Annotated in this window: 21 protein-coding genes; 9 read left to right on the top strand and 12 right to left on the bottom strand. The window is 57.4% G+C overall.

Annotated elements, in window-relative coordinates:
• Positions 1 to 26: 26 nt before the first annotated feature.
• Positions 27 to 803: a bifunctional demethylmenaquinone methyltransferase/2-methoxy-6-polyprenyl-1,4-benzoquinol methylase UbiE gene (gene ubiE / locus EKM04_RS19555; RefSeq protein ID WP_174151755.1), complete on the bottom strand. Its 777-nt coding sequence runs from the start codon at positions 801 to 803 to the stop codon at positions 27 to 29.
• Positions 804 to 946: 143 nt separating this feature from the next.
• Here ubiE and mutM point away from each other — a divergent pair, with 143 nt between their 5' ends.
• The 4 genes from mutM (at position 947) to dnaA (ending at position 5,525) form a co-directional block, all read left to right on the top strand.
• Positions 947 to 1,843: a bifunctional DNA-formamidopyrimidine glycosylase/DNA-(apurinic or apyrimidinic site) lyase gene (mutM, locus tag EKM04_RS19550; RefSeq protein WP_174151756.1), complete on the top strand. Its 897-nt coding sequence runs from the start codon at positions 947 to 949 to the stop codon at positions 1,841 to 1,843.
• Positions 1,844 to 1,860: 17 nt separating this feature from the next.
• The gene (locus EKM04_RS19545) at positions 1,861 to 2,634 is read left to right on the top strand and encodes an enoyl-CoA hydratase (RefSeq protein WP_183896749.1); all 774 of its coding nucleotides are present in this window, start codon (positions 1,861 to 1,863) and stop codon (positions 2,632 to 2,634) included.
• Between the two features lie 288 nt (positions 2,635 to 2,922).
• A complete protein-coding gene (gene rpsT / locus EKM04_RS19540; protein ID WP_045230155.1) occupies positions 2,923 to 3,189 on the top strand; it encodes a 30S ribosomal protein S20 in 267 nt (88 codons plus the stop codon).
• Positions 3,190 to 4,055: 866 nt separating this feature from the next.
• A complete protein-coding gene (gene dnaA / locus EKM04_RS19535) occupies positions 4,056 to 5,525 on the top strand; it encodes a chromosomal replication initiator protein DnaA (RefSeq protein WP_412762980.1) in 1,470 nt (489 codons plus the stop codon).
• Between the two features lie 278 nt (positions 5,526 to 5,803).
• On the opposite strand, the gene EKM04_RS19530 is transcribed toward dnaA, so the two are convergent.
• Together EKM04_RS19530 and EKM04_RS19525 are read right to left on the bottom strand one after the other, a co-directional pair.
• Positions 5,804 to 6,349, bottom strand: coding sequence for a hypothetical protein (locus tag EKM04_RS19530; RefSeq protein WP_183896748.1), 546 nt, complete (start codon positions 6,347 to 6,349; stop codon positions 5,804 to 5,806).
• Positions 6,346 to 6,840 (bottom strand): SRPBCC family protein, encoded by a 495-nt coding sequence (locus EKM04_RS19525; protein ID WP_183896747.1) that lies wholly within the window; start codon positions 6,838 to 6,840, stop codon positions 6,346 to 6,348. The genes EKM04_RS19530 and EKM04_RS19525 overlap by 4 nt, the downstream gene beginning before the upstream one ends.
• A 97-nt stretch (positions 6,841 to 6,937) precedes the next feature.
• Here EKM04_RS19525 and EKM04_RS19520 point away from each other — a divergent pair, with 97 nt between their 5' ends.
• Positions 6,938 to 7,327 carry a metalloregulator ArsR/SmtB family transcription factor gene (locus EKM04_RS19520; protein WP_327786323.1) on the top strand — a complete coding sequence of 130 codons (390 nt, stop codon included), beginning with the start codon at positions 6,938 to 6,940 and terminating at the stop codon, positions 7,325 to 7,327.
• Here EKM04_RS19520 and hemW read toward each other — a convergent pair.
• From hemW to rph, 3 genes are read right to left on the bottom strand one after another with little or no spacing between them, the layout of a single operon-like run.
• Entirely contained in the window at positions 7,290 to 8,495 is a 1,206-nt protein-coding gene (hemW, locus tag EKM04_RS19515; RefSeq protein WP_183896746.1) for a radical SAM family heme chaperone HemW, read from the bottom strand. The genes EKM04_RS19520 and hemW overlap by 38 nt on opposite strands.
• A complete protein-coding gene (gene rdgB / locus EKM04_RS19510; RefSeq protein ID WP_174151762.1) occupies positions 8,495 to 9,139 on the bottom strand; it encodes an RdgB/HAM1 family non-canonical purine NTP pyrophosphatase in 645 nt (214 codons plus the stop codon). Before rdgB ends, hemW begins: the two co-directional genes overlap by 1 nt.
• An 18-nt stretch (positions 9,140 to 9,157) precedes the next feature.
• Positions 9,158 to 9,874: a ribonuclease PH gene (rph, locus tag EKM04_RS19505; RefSeq protein ID WP_174151763.1), complete on the bottom strand. Its 717-nt coding sequence runs from the start codon at positions 9,872 to 9,874 to the stop codon at positions 9,158 to 9,160.
• A 161-nt stretch (positions 9,875 to 10,035) separates the two neighbouring features.
• Here rph and hrcA point away from each other — a divergent pair, with 161 nt between their 5' ends.
• The 3 genes from hrcA (at position 10,036) to EKM04_RS19490 (ending at position 12,655) form a co-directional block, all read left to right on the top strand.
• Positions 10,036 to 11,127, top strand: coding sequence for a heat-inducible transcriptional repressor HrcA (hrcA, locus tag EKM04_RS19500; RefSeq protein ID WP_174151764.1), 1,092 nt, complete (start codon positions 10,036 to 10,038; stop codon positions 11,125 to 11,127).
• Positions 11,128 to 11,239: 112 nt separating this feature from the next.
• Positions 11,240 to 11,875 (top strand): nucleotide exchange factor GrpE, encoded by a 636-nt coding sequence (gene grpE / locus EKM04_RS19495; protein WP_174151765.1) that lies wholly within the window; start codon positions 11,240 to 11,242, stop codon positions 11,873 to 11,875.
• 486 nt (positions 11,876 to 12,361) lie between these two features.
• A complete protein-coding gene (locus EKM04_RS19490) occupies positions 12,362 to 12,655 on the top strand; it encodes a hypothetical protein (RefSeq protein ID WP_174151766.1) in 294 nt (97 codons plus the stop codon).
• Between the two features lie 128 nt (positions 12,656 to 12,783).
• Here the strand turns inward: EKM04_RS19490 and ptsN are convergent, their stop codons facing one another.
• The 6 genes from ptsN to lptC all read right to left on the bottom strand — a co-directional run bounded on the left by ptsN (position 12,784) and on the right by lptC (position 17,938).
• Positions 12,784 to 13,245, bottom strand: a complete 462-nt coding sequence (gene ptsN, locus EKM04_RS19485) for a PTS IIA-like nitrogen regulatory protein PtsN (RefSeq protein ID WP_174151767.1) — start codon at positions 13,243 to 13,245, stop codon at positions 12,784 to 12,786.
• Positions 13,246 to 13,323: 78 nt separating this feature from the next.
• Positions 13,324 to 13,902 (bottom strand): ribosome hibernation-promoting factor, HPF/YfiA family, encoded by a 579-nt coding sequence (hpf, locus tag EKM04_RS19480; RefSeq protein ID WP_045230146.1) that lies wholly within the window; start codon positions 13,900 to 13,902, stop codon positions 13,324 to 13,326.
• A 224-nt stretch (positions 13,903 to 14,126) separates the two neighbouring features.
• Complete coding sequence (gene rpoN, locus EKM04_RS19475; protein ID WP_183896745.1) at positions 14,127 to 15,668, bottom strand: RNA polymerase factor sigma-54; 1,542 nt, start codon at positions 15,666 to 15,668, stop codon at positions 14,127 to 14,129.
• 180 nt (positions 15,669 to 15,848) lie between these two features.
• Complete coding sequence (gene lptB, locus EKM04_RS19470) at positions 15,849 to 16,637, bottom strand: LPS export ABC transporter ATP-binding protein (RefSeq protein WP_174151935.1); 789 nt, start codon at positions 16,635 to 16,637, stop codon at positions 15,849 to 15,851.
• 34 nt (positions 16,638 to 16,671) lie between these two features.
• Positions 16,672 to 17,247, bottom strand: a complete 576-nt coding sequence (locus EKM04_RS19465) for an LptA/OstA family protein (protein WP_183896744.1) — start codon at positions 17,245 to 17,247, stop codon at positions 16,672 to 16,674.
• A gap of 13 nt (positions 17,248 to 17,260) precedes the next feature.
• Positions 17,261 to 17,938, bottom strand: coding sequence for an LPS export ABC transporter periplasmic protein LptC (gene lptC, locus EKM04_RS19460; RefSeq protein ID WP_174151770.1), 678 nt, complete (start codon positions 17,936 to 17,938; stop codon positions 17,261 to 17,263).
• A 243-nt stretch (positions 17,939 to 18,181) separates the two neighbouring features.
• Between lptC and sppA the strand changes: the two genes are divergently transcribed.
• The gene (gene sppA, locus EKM04_RS19455) at positions 18,182 to 19,135 is read left to right on the top strand and encodes a signal peptide peptidase SppA (protein ID WP_174151771.1); all 954 of its coding nucleotides are present in this window, start codon (positions 18,182 to 18,184) and stop codon (positions 19,133 to 19,135) included.
• The last annotated feature ends 22 nt before the right edge of the window (positions 19,136 to 19,157 follow it).

Below are 19,157 nucleotides of genomic sequence, written 5' to 3'. Positions count from 1 at the left end.
CTTCTTGCTGCAAGCCATCATGTCGATCAAAGCTTCCAGCCCGAATGCAGTGCGGCGATGCCACCGGTATAATTGGTATAGCTGACGCGCGAGAAACCGGCGGTGCGGATCATCGCGGCGAAATCGTCCTGATTGGGGAATTTGCGGATCGATTCCACCAGATACTGATAGGGCTCGGCATCGCCGGTAATCATCTTGCCGAACCGGGGAATGGCATTGAACGACCAGGCATCGTACACCTTGTCGAGAAGCGGCATATCGACTTCCGAAAACTCCAGCACCAGCAGACGCCCGCCCCGCTTCAGAACCCGGTGGGCTTCCTTCAGAGCCACATCGATGCGCGGCACATTGCGAATGCCGAACGCCACGGTGTAGGCGTCGAAGCTGTTGGCCTCGAACGGCAATTCTTCCGCATTGGCCTCCACAAAGGTCAGATTGTCGGAGAGTTTCTTCTTGGCAGCCCGTTCTTCGCCCACCGCCAGCATCGAGCCGTTGATATCCAGAACGGTGGAATGCGCCAGGTGGTTGGAGGCTTCAATGATGCGAAACGCGATATCACCCGTGCCGCCAGCTACATCCAGCGTCTTGTAGGACGGGTCCTTGCGTGGATTGAGCGCTGAGATCATGGCATCTTTCCACACCCGATGCATGCCCGCTGACATCACGTCGTTCATGATGTCGTAGCGCTTGGCGACCTTGTGGAAGACCTCGTTGACCATGCCCTGCTTCTGGCCTTCGTCGACCCTGTGAAAGCCGTAGGAGGTTTCCATGCCGCCATCTGCGGTGGTGCGGGCTTCGGTCATGAGCGGTCTCCATCTTTAATTGCGGTGCCGACCATAGCGGAAACGGGAATGCGGCGCTATCTGTTGCGGCATGAGATGCCTGCGACATGTATGTCCGCAGGTTTGAGATCACAAGACCGTTGCGGTAAACATGTGAGATAGTCATGCCAGAACTGCCCGAAGTGGAAACCGTCAGACGCGGCCTTGCGCCGACCATGGAAGGTGCGCGCGTCGAAAAGCTGACGCTGGCGAGACCAGACCTGCGATTTCCCTTCCCGCCAGACTTTTCGGCGCTGGTGGAAGGCAAGCGCATCGTGTCGCTCGGACGCCGGGCGAAGTATCTGCTGATCGAGCTGGAAGACGGCCTGACCATCATCTCGCATCTGGGCATGTCCGGCTCCTTCCGGATCGAAGAGCAGGATACAGAAGCGGACACACCCGGCGAGTTCCACTATGCGCGCTCCAAGGATGGCAAGCACGACCATGTGATCTTCCATCTGCACGGCGATGACGGCTCGTCCAAGCAGGTCATCTATAATGACCCGCGCCGTTTCGGCTTCATGCATCTGGTGGAGCGCGCCCATATCGATCTCTACCCCGCCTTTGCCGAGCTGGGCCCGGAACCCACGGGGAATGCGCTGAGCGCGGACGATCTGGCAAGCCGTTTCGCTGGCAAGAGCCAGCCGCTGAAAAGCACGTTGCTGGACCAGAAGGTCATTGCCGGACTTGGCAATATCTATGTCTGCGAGGCGCTGTGGCGGTCGCATCTGTCGCCTTTGAGAGCCGCTGGCACGCTGGTGACGAAAACCGGCAAACCCAGGGCGCAACTCGTCGAGCTGACCCAGAAAATCCGCGAGGTGATTGCCGACGCCATCGCAGCCGGCGGCTCGTCCTTGAGAGATCATATTCAGACGGACGGCACACTTGGTTATTTCCAGCATTCCTTTTCGGTCTATGACCGGCAGGGTCATGCTTGCCCCACACCCGGTTGCGGGGGTACGATCGAACGGATCGTCCAGGCGGGACGCTCCACCTTCTATTGCGCCGCCTGCCAGAAATGACGCGAGAGGACCTCATCATGGATTATGAAACGCTCATCGTTGAAAAGCGCGACAATGTCGGCGTCATCACACTCAACCGCCCGCAGGCATTGAACGCGCTGAACGCCGCCTTGCTGAAAGAGCTGCGGCATATATTGGCGTCGTTTTCGAGCGATGATTCCATTGGCGCCATCGTTATTACCGGTTCGCAAAAGGCCTTTGCGGCAGGCGCCGATATAAAGGAGATGCAGTCGCTCGATTTCGTCGACGTCTATTTGGGCGATTTCCTGGGCGGTTGGGACGAGGTGGCGGCCTGCCGCAAACCCGTCATTGCGGCTGTTTCGGGCTTTGCTCTGGGCGGTGGGTGCGAACTGGCCATGATGTGCGATTTCATCATTGCGTCCGACAGTGCCAAATTCGGCCAGCCCGAGATTACGCTCGGCATCATTCCCGGAATGGGCGGCTCGCAACGCCTGACGCAGGCGGTGGGCAAGGCCAAGGCCATGGATATGGTGCTGACAGGCCGAAAGATGGATGCAGCGGAAGCCGAGCGGGCAGGCCTTGTCTCGCGCATCGTGCCGCAGGAGCGCCTGCTGGATGAGGCAGTGGATGCCGCCAGCACCATCGCATCGTTGTCGCGCGCCTCGGTGCTGATGGCCAAGGAAAGCGTCAACCGGTCCTTCGAAGTCTCTCTGAGCGAAGGGCTGCGGTTCGAGCGCCGCCTGTTCCAGTCGCTGTTTGCCACAAATGACCAGAAAGAGGGCATGGCGGCTTTCGCGGAGAAGAGAAAACCTGTCTTCGACAATCGCTAGAGCGTTTCCATTTAACAAGGAAACGCTCTAGGTTCTCCGCAGCTTCGCTCAGCGACCCAAAGCGCTTCATGCGTTTTGGGCTCAAAGGGTGCCAAGGATTCGGAATATCAGCGTTTTTGCTGTAAATGCGCGTTGACGGGCAGCTGCTTTAAGGTTATATGCCCGCCCACGGTTAGGAAAAGCCATCCGGCTTGTTCCAATTACTCCCGCACTCTTTGGAACGCGAGGTCTTTGAAGGACCTGATCCTGTGGTTGCGGATTTTGGTTTGAATTCGAAGAGAGGCATACATGGCCAATACAACTTCGGCGAAAAAGGCGACTCGCAAGATCGCTCGCCGTACGGAAGTCAACAAGGCTCGTCGTTCGCGCGTTCGCGGCTTCATTCGCAAGGTCGAAGAAGCCATTGCATCGGGTGATCTGGCAGTTGCAACAGAAGCGCTCAAAGTAGCACAGCCTGAGATCCAGCGCGCCGCCACCCGCGGTGTGATGCCAGGCAACACGGCAGACCGTAAGGTGTCCCGTTTGGCACAGCGCGTGAAGGCACTTTCCGCCTAATCTGCTATTTCGAAAATGTGATAAGAGCCTGGTCCTACGACCGGGCTTTTTTCGTTTCTAACGGTTCGTTAACCTGTTGGCGCATGGCATGACATTTATGCGTCAAAGCAATGACGGAAAATATCGTTATAAAACAGATACTTATAAAAGGTCCATAAAAGTGTAGCTGCCTGACCTTACGGAAGGTCGCCTCAATCATCGGTCAAGCGAAATTTAATTTTTCGGTTCTTGCGGCCTAAAAAAAAGCCATGAAATTGAATCTCATTGATTCATAAGAGATTCTCCAGATAGAGCCTCGGGCCATGCAAAACGGCCTGTATGAGTCAATGGCAGATCGCTCCCTTTGCAGAAAAAACGCGATTGATCTCCCCCCCTGATCCTGCCTAAATGCATCTCGACAAGGGGCAAGGAAGTCTATCCACAAGCTATCTCGATCCTGAGTTCGCAGATACAAGCTCCTTGCGGACGGGTCCTGTTCGGGTTCGTTTTTTCAAGTATTGGGGTCGGTTTGGCCGCAGCCTTTCAGGTTGCGGAAACGTGAAACCGTGTCTGGATCGACTGATATTGTGAAGGTGTTGTGGAAGCAACGTTGAGTCATCGCAGGCCTCTCCATGATGGAGAGGAAAATGGGATAACCGGCTCGCGTCTATAGACGGGGACTTGAGGACAACTTTCGAGGGGGCGTCCGAGAGGCAAGAATAAACGAGGGGTATCCCTGATGGACTTTTGTTCGTCAGGCTATGATTGGCAATTTGAAAGGCGGCAATATGCAATTGAATTTGGTGATGGGTGCGGTAGCAAATGGGGACCGCACGCCAAAGGCATGTGATGCAGCTGATACGGATATCTCAGGGGAAAAGCAGGATATGAAGCATGACGCGCTGTTTGAACGTTTTAGCGCGCGGTTGAAGGCACAGGTCGGACCGGAAGTTTATGCAAGCTGGTTCGCGCGTCTCAAGCTTCATTCTGTCTCCAAGAGCGTCGTGCGGTTTACCGTACCGACAACCTTTCTGAAATCCTGGATCAACAACCGTTATATCGATCTCATCACGACGCTCGTTCAGAGCGAGGATGCGGATGTGTTGAAGGTTGAAATCCTGGTGCGTTCGGCGAGCCGCCCGGCACGGGCTGCTCCAGTCGAAGAGCGGGTACAGCCCGTCTCCGAGGCTGCAACGACTGCGCAGCGTGCAAAGCCGTTCATTCCACCGCAGCCCTCGTCGAATGGCCAGATATCGGGCGCTTCGCAATCGGCCCACGCGACCCGTCATTCGGGTGCGGGTCCCCTGTTCGGATCGCCGCTCGACAGCCGCTTCACCTTCGACACCTTTGTCGAAGGATCATCAAACCGTGTGGCTCTGGCCGCCGCAAAGACCATTGCCGAGGCCGGTGCGGGTGCGGTGCGCTTCAATCCGCTGTTCATTCACGCGGGTGTGGGCCTTGGAAAGACGCATCTTCTCCAGGCCATCGCCAATGCCGCCATCGACAGCCCGCGGACCCCGCGTGTCGTCTATCTGACGGCCGAATATTTCATGTGGCGTTTCGCAACTGCGATCCGTGACAATGACGCACTGACCCTCAAGGACACGTTGCGCAACATCGATCTTCTTGTGATCGACGACATGCAGTTCCTGCAGGGCAAGATGATCCAGCACGAATTCTGCCACCTGCTCAACATGCTGCTCGACAGCGCCAAGCAGGTCGTTGTGGCTGCAGACCGCGCGCCCTGGGAGCTGGAATCGCTTGATCCACGGGTTCGCTCGCGCCTTCAGGGTGGCATGGCCATCGAAATCGAAGGTCCGGATTATGAGATGCGCCACGAAATGCTCACACAGCGGATCGCGACCGCCCGTCAGGACGATCCGAGCTTCGATATTCCAGAAGAGATCGTCTCTCACGTGGCCCGCAGCGTGACCGCGAGCGGCCGTGAACTGGAAGGCGCCTTCAACCAGCTGATCTTCCGTCGCTCCTTCGAGCCCAACCTGTCGATCGAGCGTGTCGATGAATTGCTGGCCCATCTGGTGGGCACGGGCGAAGCAAAGCGTGTGCGCATCGAGGACATCCAGCGCATCGTCGCACGGCACTACAACGTCTCGCGTCAGGAACTGGTCTCCAACCGTCGCACCCGTGTCATCGTCAAGCCGCGCCAGATCGCCATGTATCTTGCAAAAATGCTGACGCCGCGTTCCTTCCCGGAAATCGGCCGTCGCTTCGGCGGGCGCGATCATACAACCGTTCTGCATGCGGTACGCAAGATTGAGGAACTGATCGGCGGCGATACGAAACTCGGCCATGAGGTTGAGTTGCTGAAGCGCTTGATCAACGAAAACAACGCTTAAATGAGATGGTCGGGGAAACCCGGCGATCTCTGTCCCTTCTCATTGCTCCCGTCAGAGACCGGTACCGCCTTCAAACGGCGTGACCGGTCTTTCTACGTGTCGTTGTCGCTAGCGCGTCATGACGTCCGAGATCTTTAAATAGAGCGACCAGAAGGTGCGACGCGGGACGTTTGCGCTTTGGCGCAGCGGTCGGCATCAGCTCCTGTCGGATTTTGTCTCTGTCGGGCTGGTTGTTGTCATCAAACGTGACTGTACGGCGGGCCGGGACGAAACCGGATCTAGGCAAGGAGCGGCGTTTCGGTGCCTGCGCCGAGCTTTTCGCGAGCGTTGGGCATCGCCAGCCACAGATGGGCGACCGGGATGAGCAAGGTACCGCCGCCGATGATGGCAAAGGGCAGACTTGTCCAGCCGCCGTCGCTGACGGCAATCGCTGCCATGACCGTGGTGGTGAAAATGAGCGGCGCGAGACCGCAGAAGAGACCGATGCGGAGATCGCGGTGATGTTTCGACAGCGCTTCGGCACCCTTGAACATATAGATGTGGGAGAGCTTTGCCAGTTTCCACAGGGCGACCACACCAGTTAGGGACAATGCAGCGATGGCGATGACGATTGTTCCCACGAGAATGACCGGAGCGAACTCTCCATTTGCGTCCATCAGATAGGCCATCAACCAGGCTGGGCTGAACAGGATCAGCAGTCCCGCATAGGGGGCGCTGATGACGGCTAGAATTCCGTAGGTCAGGTAGAATGGTGCCGCGAAGACGAGAATTTCGACGAAATACACGATCCGGGCTATGGTTTGCGGTGTCTGACGATCCTTCATGGCGTGACCTCCCGTTGCTCTGCGGTTTGCGCCTCGCTGCTCAATCTGCGCCAGTTTTTCGAGGCGTAGCGATGGGCCTGTTTCAAGGCGATCCACAGCGCCAGTTGCCTGAGCGGGGCCAGCAATCCACGCGCGGTAAAATCGCTGCGGCGTTCGACGCGTGTCGTGTTGGGTCCAATCGGAACAAGAGTGAATTCATCCTCCAGAGTGCCGATCCAGTCCTTGCACCACACGGTGCTGTCGATCATGCGATAACGCAGTTTCCGGTTGGGGACGTAATCGAGAATGCGCTGGTCGATGGTGCCGCGATCCGTGGTGCACTGGCGGGTGTTGCCCAGTGCGCCATGGCCTTCCAGAACCTTGCAGCTGACAGGCTTGGGAATGCCAAGGCGGAACAGGAACGGCTTCGAGCTGTCCATCTTGGCATGCAAAAAATGCGGCCAGATGTGCTGAGGGGCGCAGTCGAAAATCCATTGCGAGTGTATCTGCATGATCAAGTCTCCATCATTTCTACAATTAGGTAATCGACGAAATGTAATTCTGTCAACAGTTAGTTGATTGGCTAATTGATTAATGGTAGAAAGCGCTATGTCCATACAGTTGATTTTCGAGGCGCTGGCCTCTCCCGTCCGACGCAAAATCCTCGCCTATGTCGCGCATCACGAGATGAACGCAGGCGATATCGCCGCGCGTTTCGATATGTCGAAACCGTCTATTTCCCAGCATTTACAATTGCTTGAGCATGCGGGGCTCGTCGCGTCGGAAAAACGGGGCAAGTATGTCTATTACCGGCAAGTATCGGACACGCTTGCCAACAGCCTGACGGGCTTCGTGCAGGATATCTGCCCGATCGGCGCACCGCTTCGCCGCGAAAGCGCGGAGAATGCGCGTAAGGCGCAGGAAAAAGATGGGGGTGCCGCGTCGGACCAAGGGAGCGACATCAACACGCCAGATCAGCCACCACCGAATCGAGGATGAGCATGCCCGACGGCGTGCAGCGCAGGCGTGAATTGCCCAGACGCTCGATGAAGCCGTGTTGGAGAAGAAAGTCTTCCTTGTCGGGGTCAAGATCGCGACCGGAGAGGTCGCTCCAGCGGGCAAGATCCACGCCTTCACGCAGGCGCAGGCCCATCAGCAGCAACTCGTCGGACTGTTCCTCGACACCCAGCATCTCCTGATCCAGAATGCCGTGACCATCGCGCTCGACGCTTTCGAGCCATGTTTCCGGGTGGCGCTGCGTGGCGGTCGCAAGTTTTGCGCCGCCCGTGGTCAGGCGTCCATGCGCGCCGGGGCCGATGCCGGCGTAATCGCCGTAACGCCAATAGGTCAGGTTATGGCGGCTTTCAGCACCCGGTATGGCGTGATTGGATACCTCATAGGCCGGCATGCCGTGACGGGCGGTGATGTCCTGCGTCGCCTCATAGAGAAGGGCCGACTGGTCGCCATCCGGTACGATCAGCTTGCCTGCCTTGTGCAGACCGTAAAAGGCCGTGCCTTCCTCGATGGTCAACTGGTAGAGCGACAGGTGATCGACCGCATAGGAGATGGCCTCGACAAGCTCTTTTTCCCATTCCTCCACCGTCTGGTTGGGCCGGGCATAGATGAGGTCGAAGGACATGCGTGGGAAGATTTCGCGGGCAAGCCGGATGGCTTTCAACGCATCTGCGACATCATGCAAACGGCCCAGAAACTTGAGGTCGCGGTCGTTGAGAGCCTGCACACCCATGGAGACACGGTTGATACCAGCGGCGCGGTAGCCGCGAAACCGCTCTGCCTCCACGCTGGACGGGTTGGCTTCCATGGTGATTTCGATGCCATCGGGCATATGCCAGAAACGGGCGATGCCATCCATGATGGCGCCGACCGTCTGCGGGTCCATGAGCGAGGGCGTGCCGCCGCCCAGGAAAACGCTGGTGACGACCTTTGCGCCGCTCAATTGGCGCATCGTTTCCATTTCCCGCAAGAAAGCAGCAACGAAACGCTCCTGATCCACGGGCTTGTGGCGGACATGGCTGTTGAAATCGCAATAGGGGCACTTGGCGGCGCAAAATGGCCAATGCACGTAGATGCCGAAACCCGGCTCACCGGTGTCAGGCAGCAGTGTCGCATCGGGGGCAGGGGAGAACCTGCTCCCAAGATCGATCATCATGCGTCCAGACAGGTTTCGACGAATGTCTTGAACGCGCGGGCGCGGTGCGAGAGCGCCTGGGGATCGCCCGGCTTCCAGCCGTGTTTCTCGTCGGATGTCATCTCGCCAAATGTCGTGTCATGGCCTTGCGGCTGGAAGATCGGATCATAGCCGAAGCCGCTGGTGCCGCGTGGAGGCCATGCGACGGTGCCCTCGATCTCGCCGCGGAAGAATTCGGTGTGGCCATCGGGCCAGGCCAGGCACAGGACGCTGACGAAGCGGCAGGTGCGGGCGGAAGGCTCGGTCGCGCCGCGTTCCTGCAAGGCGTCCTCCACCTTCTGCATCGCCATGTCGAAATCACGCGTGCCGTCAGCCGTTTCCGCCCAGTTGGCGGTGTAGACACCGGGATTGCCATCAAGCGCATCGATCACCAGACCGCTATCGTCGGACAGCGATGGCAATCCGGACGCCCGCGCAGAGGCCAGCGCCTTGATGGCGGCGTTTTCCTCGAATGTTGTGCCGGTTTCATCGGGCTCGGCGAAATTCAGCTCCGCCGCAGACTTGGCGGAAAAGCCTAAAGGGCCGATCAGATCGGCGATTTCGGCGATCTTGCCCTTGTTGTGGCTGGCAACGACGATGGTTCTGGTGTCGAGTTTGCGCATGGGTTTCGCGTTCCTGGCTCAGGCAATCGTCTGTTTTTGCAGCTCGACGAGGTCCGCACAGCCTGTCTTGGCAAGGCCCAGCAGCGTCAGGAACTCCTCCTCGCTGAACGGTGCGCCTTCGGCCGTGCCCTGAATTTCAACGATGCCACCCGAACCGGTGATGACGAAATTGGCGTCTGTTTCGGCCGAGGAATCTTCGAGATAATCGAGATCGATCACCGGCTGGCTGGCAAAGATGCCGCAGGATATCGCGGCGATATGGTCTTTCAAAACCTTCTCGACCTTGATCATGTTGCGGGTTTCCATCCACTTCAGGCAATCGTGAAGGGCAATCCATGCGCCGGTGATGGACGCCGTACGGGTTCCACCATCGGCCTGGATGACGTCGCAGTCGATGCTGATCTGGCGTTCGCCCAGCGCCTGAAGATCGACCACCGCTCTTAACGACCGTCCGATGAGGCGCTGGATTTCCTGCGTGCGGCCACCCTGCTTGCCGGACGCGGCCTCACGGCGCATGCGCTCGTTGGTGGAGCGGGGCAGCATGCCGTATTCGGCAGTGACCCAGCCCTTGCCGCTGTTGCGCAGCCATGGTGGCGTCTTTTCTTCAAGGCTGGCGGTCACGAGGACATGCGTGTCGCCGAATTTGACCAGACAGGAGCCCTCTGCATGCTTCGAGAAATTGCGCTCGAAAGACACTTTGCGCATCTGATCGGTTTTTCTGCCTGAAGGCCGCATCTGGTTCGTCTCCGTTTTGATCTCCGCCTTCTAAGGCCGCACCGGCCGTTTTGCAAAGGAAAAGCGGGTCGGTGCAGGGCATATGCGGAATTTCCGTTTTTACTTAAGCGCGCAAGCGACTATATTCCTGCCATGAACTGACGGGATGAAGAACGGACGTAATGAGCATTTCTCCTCCGATCGGAAAAGAACCGGGTGCGTTGCTGGATGATCGCTCGCGCGAAATCTTCCGGCGCATCGTGGAAGGCTATCTCGAAAATGGCGAGCCGCTGGGTTCGCGCAGTCTGTCGCGCGTTCTGCCCATGTCGCTGTCGCCCGCATCCGTTCGCAATGTGATGAGCGATCTGGAAGAACTCGGCCTGATCTATTCACCGCATATCAGCGCGGGCCGCCTGCCAACGCAGATCGGGTTGCGCTTTTTCGTGGACGCCTTCATGCAGGTGGGCGATCTGCCTGCCGAGCAGCGTGCCAGCATCGACCGCCAGATCGGCCCTGTCTCAGGCCGCGAGCAGCCGATCGAGGGCTTGCTGACGGAGGCCAGCCGCATGCTGTCCGGCATGTCGCGTGGCGCGGGTCTGGTGTTGACGACCAAGAGCGACGCGGTGCTGAAGCATGTGGAGTTCATTCGCCTCGAACCAACCAAGGGCTTGGCCATTCTGGTGGGCGACAACAACCAGGTCGAAAACCGCATCATCGAACTACCCGCCGGAATCACGTCGTCGCAATTGACGGAGGCCGCCAATTTCATCAACGCCCATCTGGCCGGACAAACGCTGCCGGAACTGCGCACCCAGCTGCTGGAACAGAAATCCGAGCTTCAGGCGGCGCTGAGCACGCTGGCGCAGGATCTCGTGACGCGCGGTCTTGCGGTTTGGTCCGGCGACAATGAGGAGGGTAAGCTGGGGCGGCTGATTGTTCGGGGACGCTCCAACCTTCTGGAAGGGCTCGCCGGCGAAGAAGATATCGACCGTGTGAGGCTGCTGTTCGATGATCTCGAGCGCAAGGACAATCTGATCGAGGTCCTCAACCTGGCTGAAACCGGTTCGGGCGTCAGAATTTTCATCGGCTCGGAGAACAAGCTGTTTTCGCTGTCAGGTTCCTCGCTGATCGTTGCGCCCTACCGGGACGATGAAAACCGTGTCGTCGGTGCCGTCGGCGTGATCGGGCCGACGCGGCTCAATTACTCGCGCATCGTGCCGATGGTCGATTATACGGCCCAGATCATGGCCCGGCTGGCCGGCAAACGGCGCTGATCTCGAAAACCTGCTACCGAATAGGAGATGGTTTGCCCGCAAGCCTTGATTTTTGCATGGTAAACCTCGATATCGGGCTCAACCCATAACAGATGTAGAGCTGGAGAACGTCATGACCGACGATACCAAGAAAAACGGACCTGACGCAGACGTCGTAGACGAGGCACTCGAGGCAATGGCTGTCGAAGATGATGCGCCTGAAACGTCCGAGCCCGATCCGATCGACGTGCTGAAGGCTGAAAATGCTGATCTGCGCGACAAATTCCTGCGTCTTGCTGCCGAGATGGACAACCTGCGTCGCCGCACCGAGCGAGAGGTGAAGGATGCCAAGGCCTATTCCGTCGCAGGCTTTGCCCGCGACATGCTGGCCGTATCCGACAATCTTCGCCGCGCGCTCGACACGATCCCCGAAGAGCTGAAGACAAATTCGGAAGCAGGCATCGCGGGTCTCATCGAAGGTGTCGATATGACCGAACGTTCGATGCTGTCGGCGCTGGAGCGCCACGGCGTGCGCAAGATGGATGCGGAAGGCGAGAAGTTCGACCCGAACTTCCATCAGGCGATGTTTGAAATTCCCAACACGGCTGTTCCCAACAATACTGTCGTGCAGGTGGTTCAGGCCGGTTTCACGATCGGTGACCGTGTGCTGCGGCCCGCAATGGTGGGTGTTGCCAAGGGTGGACCGAAGGGTGATGCACCGGCCACAGCCGAGCCAGGCACGAGCAGCGTCAACGAAAAAGACGCATGATGGAGGCACTTCGGGTCACCTGAACGGCGGGTGACCCCAACACCTCCAGAGCGCTTCATCGTCTGACGGGTACGCCTCGCGCATAAGACGGGGCTTTGCTCTAAGACACGAAAAATAGCTATTTCCCCTCAGTACAACTTTCGCTATGGTTGCAGCGAGACCGGGCGTAACGGACCGGTCTTGGGGCATAGAAACCCCTCAAGTGACGGCCGGTGTCGGCCGTAATGACACCCCTCAGCCATAGTTTTGTGGCTGAGGCGGTCTATTGTTGCTATACGCAATTCCTCTGCCTTTCCTATGGCTGGGGAGGTCCTGACGTATGTCCAAGGCGCGAGCCTAAAGGTCAGGGCGGTCGTTCACTTGCGGCTTTCTAACTCCCCGGCCACCAGAGGTCCGTTTCCTCCGGTGGTCGATCTCCCGTTTCGACAGAATGGCCGGTTGCTGCGCGTTTTTCCGCGTGAGCACCATGTACGATGGGGAAATGTGATGGAATCCTACAGCTTCTTTGCCGATCTCTTACACACCTTCCGCATGATGTCCGATCAGGTGAAGGTGCTCGCGATCTATATGCCCTGCGTCTTCGCGCTGGGCTTTGCAGCGCTCTACCTCTATCATCTGCGCAAGACCAATCCGCCCGTGTGGAAGGAGCCGCAGCCTTACACACTTATGCCGCCCGACAACACGCCGCGCCACGAACTGGGTCTTCCAAGCCTTGAGCGGTTGCGCAGGCTGGATGACCGGATGGCCGAGATGAAAATCGAGCGGGACGTCGGGCAATAGACCGATTGTAGAGAAAGTCGGAACCGGTTTCGCATCCGCAATTGCGGAAAAACAAACAGATGGAGCGTTGCAGGTGATCCATGGATCGCCGGAAATGCTCTAGCCGAACGGCAAGACCAACGGACATGTCAGGCGGCGTTGGCCTGTTCCTGGTTGAGGAAGGTAAAGATCGCGGTGTCGGATTCGGTCGCGCGCAGTTTGGCGACCAGCTCGGGATCGCGCAGCACCCGCGCAATGCGCGACAGCGCCTTCAGGTGATCGGCACCGGCGCCTTCCGGTGCGAGCAGCAGAAACACCAGGTCGACGGGCTGATCGTCCAGGGCTTCGAAATCGACGGCATTTTCGAGACGTGCGAAAACGCCGACGATGTGGTCGATGCTGGCAAGCTTTCCGTGGGGAATGGCGATACCGTGACCGACGCCGGTCGAACCCAGCCGCTCACGTTGCAAGATGACGTCAAACACTTCCCGCTCGGCCACGCCTGTGATTCGTGAGGCTCGGGCCGCCAATTCCTGAAGAAGCTGCTTTTTGGAATTCACTCTGAGGGCGGGAATAATCGCATCCTGTTGCAGCAAATCTGCCAACGCCATTCTCTATATCCTTCATGCGATCGAAACGGGCCGGAGGTGCCGCCATGCGGCCGCACCCCCGGTGCCTTGTCAGACTGTTCAGTTCTTTATCGTCGCTGCATCGATCCAGCCGATGTTTCCATCGGTCCGACGGTAGACGATATTCAGTTCCTTGGCTGGGCTGCGAAACAGCAGCACCGGCTCATCTGTCATGTCGAGCGCCATGACGGCGCTTGCAACGGTCATGGTTTTGACCTGCTTGGAGGTTTCAGCAACGATGGTCGGAGCGAAATCTTCCGGCAGTTCGTCATCCTCATCCGGGACGGCATCCATGACGGTATAGGGAAACTCTTCCAGAATGCCGTTGGCCGACGCACCGTTGTGATGGTGGTCCTTCAATTTTCTCTTGTATCTGCGAAGCCGCTTTTCTATCCGCTGGGCTGCCGCATCGAAACTCGCCTGTGGATCATTGGCTTGTCCCGCTGCGTGCAAGACGACACCCGTATCGAGATGTATCTTGCAATCGGCTGCGAAACCCGCGCCGGATTTCTCCACGGTTACTTGACCAGAATACCCCCCATCAAAGTACTTGGTAATCGCCAGGCTAATGTTGTCCTCGATCCGCTGACGGAACGATTCGCCGATATCCATATGTTTACCAGATACACGCACACTCATGGAATTTTTCCTTTTTCAGTGATTTGCGTGTAACAGCTTACGTTAAGCCAGACGCTCATCCAAGCGTTTCGAGAGACTTTCAGTCTCATTCCTGTTTGGCGCCTCAGCGTGGCGTACACTTTTGCGTTGATCGGCATCCTGCCGTCTGTGCGGCGAGCTTCTAACGCTGGAGGGGTCAAGAGTCAAACGGGATTATTAACAAATTGAAATATATAAAGAATTCGTTACGCCGTCGCAACTTTTGCGATGGCTTTCTTTTCCCGGCGTCGTTGTACGGACGACGGAATATTCATCGCCTCACGATATTTTGCGACCGTTCGACGCGCCAGTTCGACACCGCTTTTCTTCAGATTATTGACGATATCGTCATCCGATAGAACGTCGTCGGGCGCTTCCTGCGCGATCATGATCTTGATGCGATGACGCACCGCTTCGGCCGAGTGGCTATCGCCGCCTTCGACAGCGCCAATCGAAACGCTGAAGAAATATTTCAGCTCGAAAAGTCCGCGTGGCGTCAGCATGTATTTTCGCGATGTGACCCGACTGACGGTCGATTCATGCATCTTGATCGCATCCGCCACCTGCTTGAGATTGAGCGGGCGCAAATGATCGACGCCATGGAGAAGAAACGCGTCCTGCTGGCGCACGATCTCGTTTGCGACCTTCATGATCGTTCTGGCGCGCTGGTCCAGGCTGCGGGTCAGCCAGCTGGCGGTCTGCATGCACTCGGACAGGAACTCTCCATCCTCGCCGTTGCGCGTCTTGACTTTGGACACTTCTGAAAAATAGGTCTGATTGACCAGAACACGTGGCAACGTCTCCGGGTTGAGCTCGATCAACCAGCCACCATCGATGGAGGGCCGCACGACGATGTCAGGGACAATGGTTTCCGAAATACCCGTCTCGAAACCAGCGCCCGGGCGTGGATTGAGAGCGCGGATCTCGGCCAGCATATCCAGAAGATCGTCCTCGCCAACACCGCAGAGCCGCTTGAGAGAGGCGAAATCACGCTTTGCCAGAAGCTCCAGATGACCGACAAACGCCTTCATCGCCGGATCGAGACGATCTTTCTGTGCAAGCTGAATGGAAAGGCACTCACTCAAGCTGCGCGCAAAAATGCCCGGGGGGTCAAGGGTCTGCAGCGCGTGAAGCACGCGTTCGATGTCGGCTTTCGAGGCGCTCAGACGGTCAGAAATATCGTCTATCGCATCGACAGGGAGATAGCCCGTCTCATCAAGGTGATCGAGCAAGGCATCCGCAATCATCCTGTCCTGCGGCACGGGCACGGTAAAGGGAAGTTGCTGGCCGATATGGTCTCGAAGGCTGGGTTTGCTCGCAACGAAATCGTCGAGATCGTAGGACTCGCCCGCCTCCGCTCCCGGCATGGACTTCCATTGCCCGACAAGCTCCGGCGCGTCGGCCTTTGCCGGCGCGGTATCATCCTGAAAGACGTTTTCGAAATTGGTGTCCAGCTGTTCGTTCAGCGTGCTTGCGCGGTCACCGTACCACTCGTCCGCCTCCTGTGACGGGTCCGAATTCGGCTCTGGCGGTTCGCTGTGCCGATCAAAGCCATCGTCCAGCGGGGCGGTGCCCAAATCGATATCGTTTGCCACTATTTCAAGCAGCGGGTTCTTCTCGACTTCCTGGGCGATGAATTGCGTCAGCTCAATATGCGTCATCTGAAGCAGCTGAATGGACTGCATCAGTTGTGGGGTCATGACCAGAGACTGGTTTTGACGCAACAAAAGACTGGCGGACAAGGCCATGGCGGACGCTAAACTCCCATAAACCCCTTTAGCGCCGCTTTTTTCACGATGTTTCGGCGCCAAAGTCTGACTTGGCCCAAAAATTGCTTTTTATTGAGGTTTGGTCAAGCTCACTTGCGGGCGGGGAGGCAGAATCTTTTCGGGGAAAGAGGCGCCCACGTCACTTTTATCGTGCATTCGTCACAGGCTGAAATTATTGCCCAGATAAAGGCGACGAACTTCGGCGTTGTTGACGATCTCCGATGCCCTGCCATGGGTCAGAACTTCACCCGCGTGGATAATATAGGCGCGGTCGATCAGGCCCAACGTTTCACGCACATTGTGGTCGGTGATCAACACACCGATGCCGCGGGCCGTCAGGTGACGCACGAGATTCTGGATGTCGCTGACCGAGATCGGGTCGACGCCGGCAAAAGGCTCGTCCAGCAGCATGAAGGTCGGATCTGTTGCCAGCGCTCTCGCGATTTCGAGACGACGACGCTCACCGCCCGAAAGGGCAACGGCAGGCGACTTGCGCAGGGCCGAAATGTGGAATTCTTCCAGCAGCTCATCGAGCTTGCGATTGCGCTTCTTTTCGTCGCGTTCATGAACTTCCAGAACAGCTCGAATATTGTCTTCCACGGTCAGTCCGCGAAAGATCGATGCTTCCTGGGGAAGGTAGCCCACGCCCAGCCGCGACCGGCGATACATCGGCATGTTGGTCACATCATTGCCGTTTATGGCGATCTTGCCGGCATCGACGGGTACGAGACCGGTAATCATGTAAAAACAGGTGGTCTTGCCAGCACCGTTCGGTCCCAGAAGTCCGACCGCTTCACCACGGCGCACGACAAGCGACACGCCATTGACAACGCGACGCGTATTGTAGGTCTTGGTCAGGCCCTGAGCGATCAGGGTACCCTCATAGCGCGCCTTGTCTTCGGACAGATTGTCCGTTTCCGATGCGCGCGACGAGCCTGCGCCAAACAGTTTTGAAATGGATTGGATTTTCACGGGCTAAAGACTACTGCTTTTTCTGCGATTTCGGGTCGAGCATGATGCGAACCGGTCCGCCACAGCTTTCCAGCTTTGCCTGACCCGTCGTCATGAAAACCGTCAGTTTGCAACCGGTGAAAACATTCGTGTCCTGCGACAGGACCACCTGTTTTCCCGAGAGAATGAAGGTCTGCGCCGCCATGTCGAACTCACCCTTGTCGGCTGTCGCCTTTTGCGTTCCGGACGTGAGGTAAACGGAGTTGTCGACGAAAATCTTTTCGATGTCGGCATTTCCGCCGGTGATCGAGGCATTTTCGGCTGTGTTCCCGTCCTTGCTCTTATAGAGCACGGTCATCTTGCCTGCCTGCAGGGTCGTCGTCCCCTGCACCACCTTCACATTGCCGGTGAAGTAAGCCTTGTGCTCCTGGTCGCGCACTTCCAGCTGATCACTTTCGATGGCAATAGGCTGGTCATTGGAAAGTTTGAGGCCTTCCATGTTGCTCGTGGTGGATTGCGCGGCTGCGGTGCCCGCAAGACATGCAATTGCAACGGCGGCAAAACAGGCGGCGTTGGTATGACGGGCTGTGCGCAAAATCTGCATCATCTGGGTCGGGCTCTCACTTGCCAGCGTTCTGGCCGGCGTTCTGAATGGTCGATGCAGCGATACGAGCTCGTACCTGCCCCGAAAATGTAATCGTTTTACCATTATCTGCAATGCGTAAACTTTCCGCATTGATCGAGCCTTCCTGGGTCTTCACGAAAACAGGCTTGTCCGTTTCCATCGTTCCCGCTTTCATATCGACATTTGCAGACTGGAACTTTGCTTGTAATCCATTGCTGAGATTGATGTCAAAGGGTGCCATCATTTGCAACTTATTTGTTGCACGGTCAAACAGACCTTCCTGCGCTACAACCTGCGCCACGATGTCGTTCATGGGCAATGCAGCCAAAACCTTCTCCAGCGTCATCAGGTTGGGGCTGGCGATATCCTGGAGCGCCCGCTCCGCATTCATCGAATAGTCGAAACCACTGTTGTTGCGCCCGGCAAGCGCGGGTTTTTCCATGACGAGCTTGCCGTTTTCCACCTTCGAACTTTCGAGCGTGACCTCGTCCGGTACCCATGTCCGCACGAGCGAAACCGCGATGAAGGACAGCGATATGATGGCGGCGCCCAGCGGAAGGATGACCTTGAGTTTTCGCACCCGGCCGGAATGGCGCAACGCCATGGCATAGGTATCGGCGTGTCCATGGGACGACGCGAAACTGGGACTTGGTTGGCTTAGTCGCTCAAGCATGTGCTAAAAATCCGGGTGTCGATACGGTACCATTCAATAAAATCGGGCGCCATCATTCGCTGCAACGTCGGGTGTGGCACGCGTGGCGTGCTCTGCCAATATGGTTTTTCTCGGAAACATCGCAAGGGCCACGATATTTTTATCAAAACGATGCTTTCCCGTTTGTTTCCTTGCAAGAGGTGGCTACAAGGCTCATATGGCGAACTTCAGACGCTGTGAACACTCTATAGCGAAGGCGGGTAAATGGATCAGATGGCAATCGCAGACCGCAGGCAGTTGCGACGCAAGCTGACCTTCTGGCGTGTCACGGTCGTCCTTCTTCTGGTTGTGGGTCTTTTTGCGCTCTACCGCTTCGCTTTGACGCCGCCACAGCAAAGCACTCGCCCGCACATTGCGCGTATCGAGATCACCGGTCTGATCCAGGACGATACCGAACTTCTGGAGCGGTTGCAAAAGATTGCCGATAGCGACAGCGCCAAGGGCCTGATCGTCTCGATTTCCTCGCCCGGTGGCACCACCTATGGCGGCGAGCGTATTTTCAAGGCCATCCGCGCCGTTGCCGAAAAGAAACCGGTTGTTTCAGATGTGCGCACCCTGGCTGCTTCCGCCGGTTACATGATCGCGACCGCAGCCGATACGATCGTTGCAGGCGACACCTCGATCACCGGTTCCATCGGCGTCATCTTCCAGTATCCGCAAGTCGGCCCGCTGCTGGACAAGCTCGGCGTATCGCTGCAGGAAATCAAATCATCGCCGATGAAGGCTGAACCGTCGCCCTTCCATGAGCCGCCGGAAGAGTCCAAAACCATGATCCGCAACATGATCATGGACAGCTACGGCTGGTTCGTCGATCTGGTGGCCGACCGTCGCAAGCTGCCGCGCGAGGACGTCTTGAAGCTTGCCGATGGCTCGATCTTCACTGGCCGCCAGGCGCTTGCGGTGAAATTGATCGATACCCTGGGCGGCGAAAAGGAAATTCGCGCCTATTTCGACAGCCGCAAGGTTGCCAAGGATCTCCCGATCGTGGAGTGGACCGCGCCGTCACAAAGATCGCCATTATCGCTCCTGAGCATTGCCGGTATCGCCAAGGTGCTCGGATATGACCAATTCCTGCCATTTAACGTGCCGCACCAGCTGGGCGCCGACAAGTTGTTTCTTGACGGTCTTGTTTCGGTTTGGCAGGTTGGCGAACGATAAAAATCCAATCCTTTCAGGGGGC

The organism is Rhizobium skierniewicense Ch11 (genome assembly GCF_023757665.1).
Lineage (GTDB): Bacteria > Pseudomonadota > Alphaproteobacteria > Rhizobiales > Rhizobiaceae > Agrobacterium > Agrobacterium skierniewicense.
Note: the sequence above shows the minus strand (reverse complement) of the source record. Positions and strands in the feature narration are given on the sequence as shown.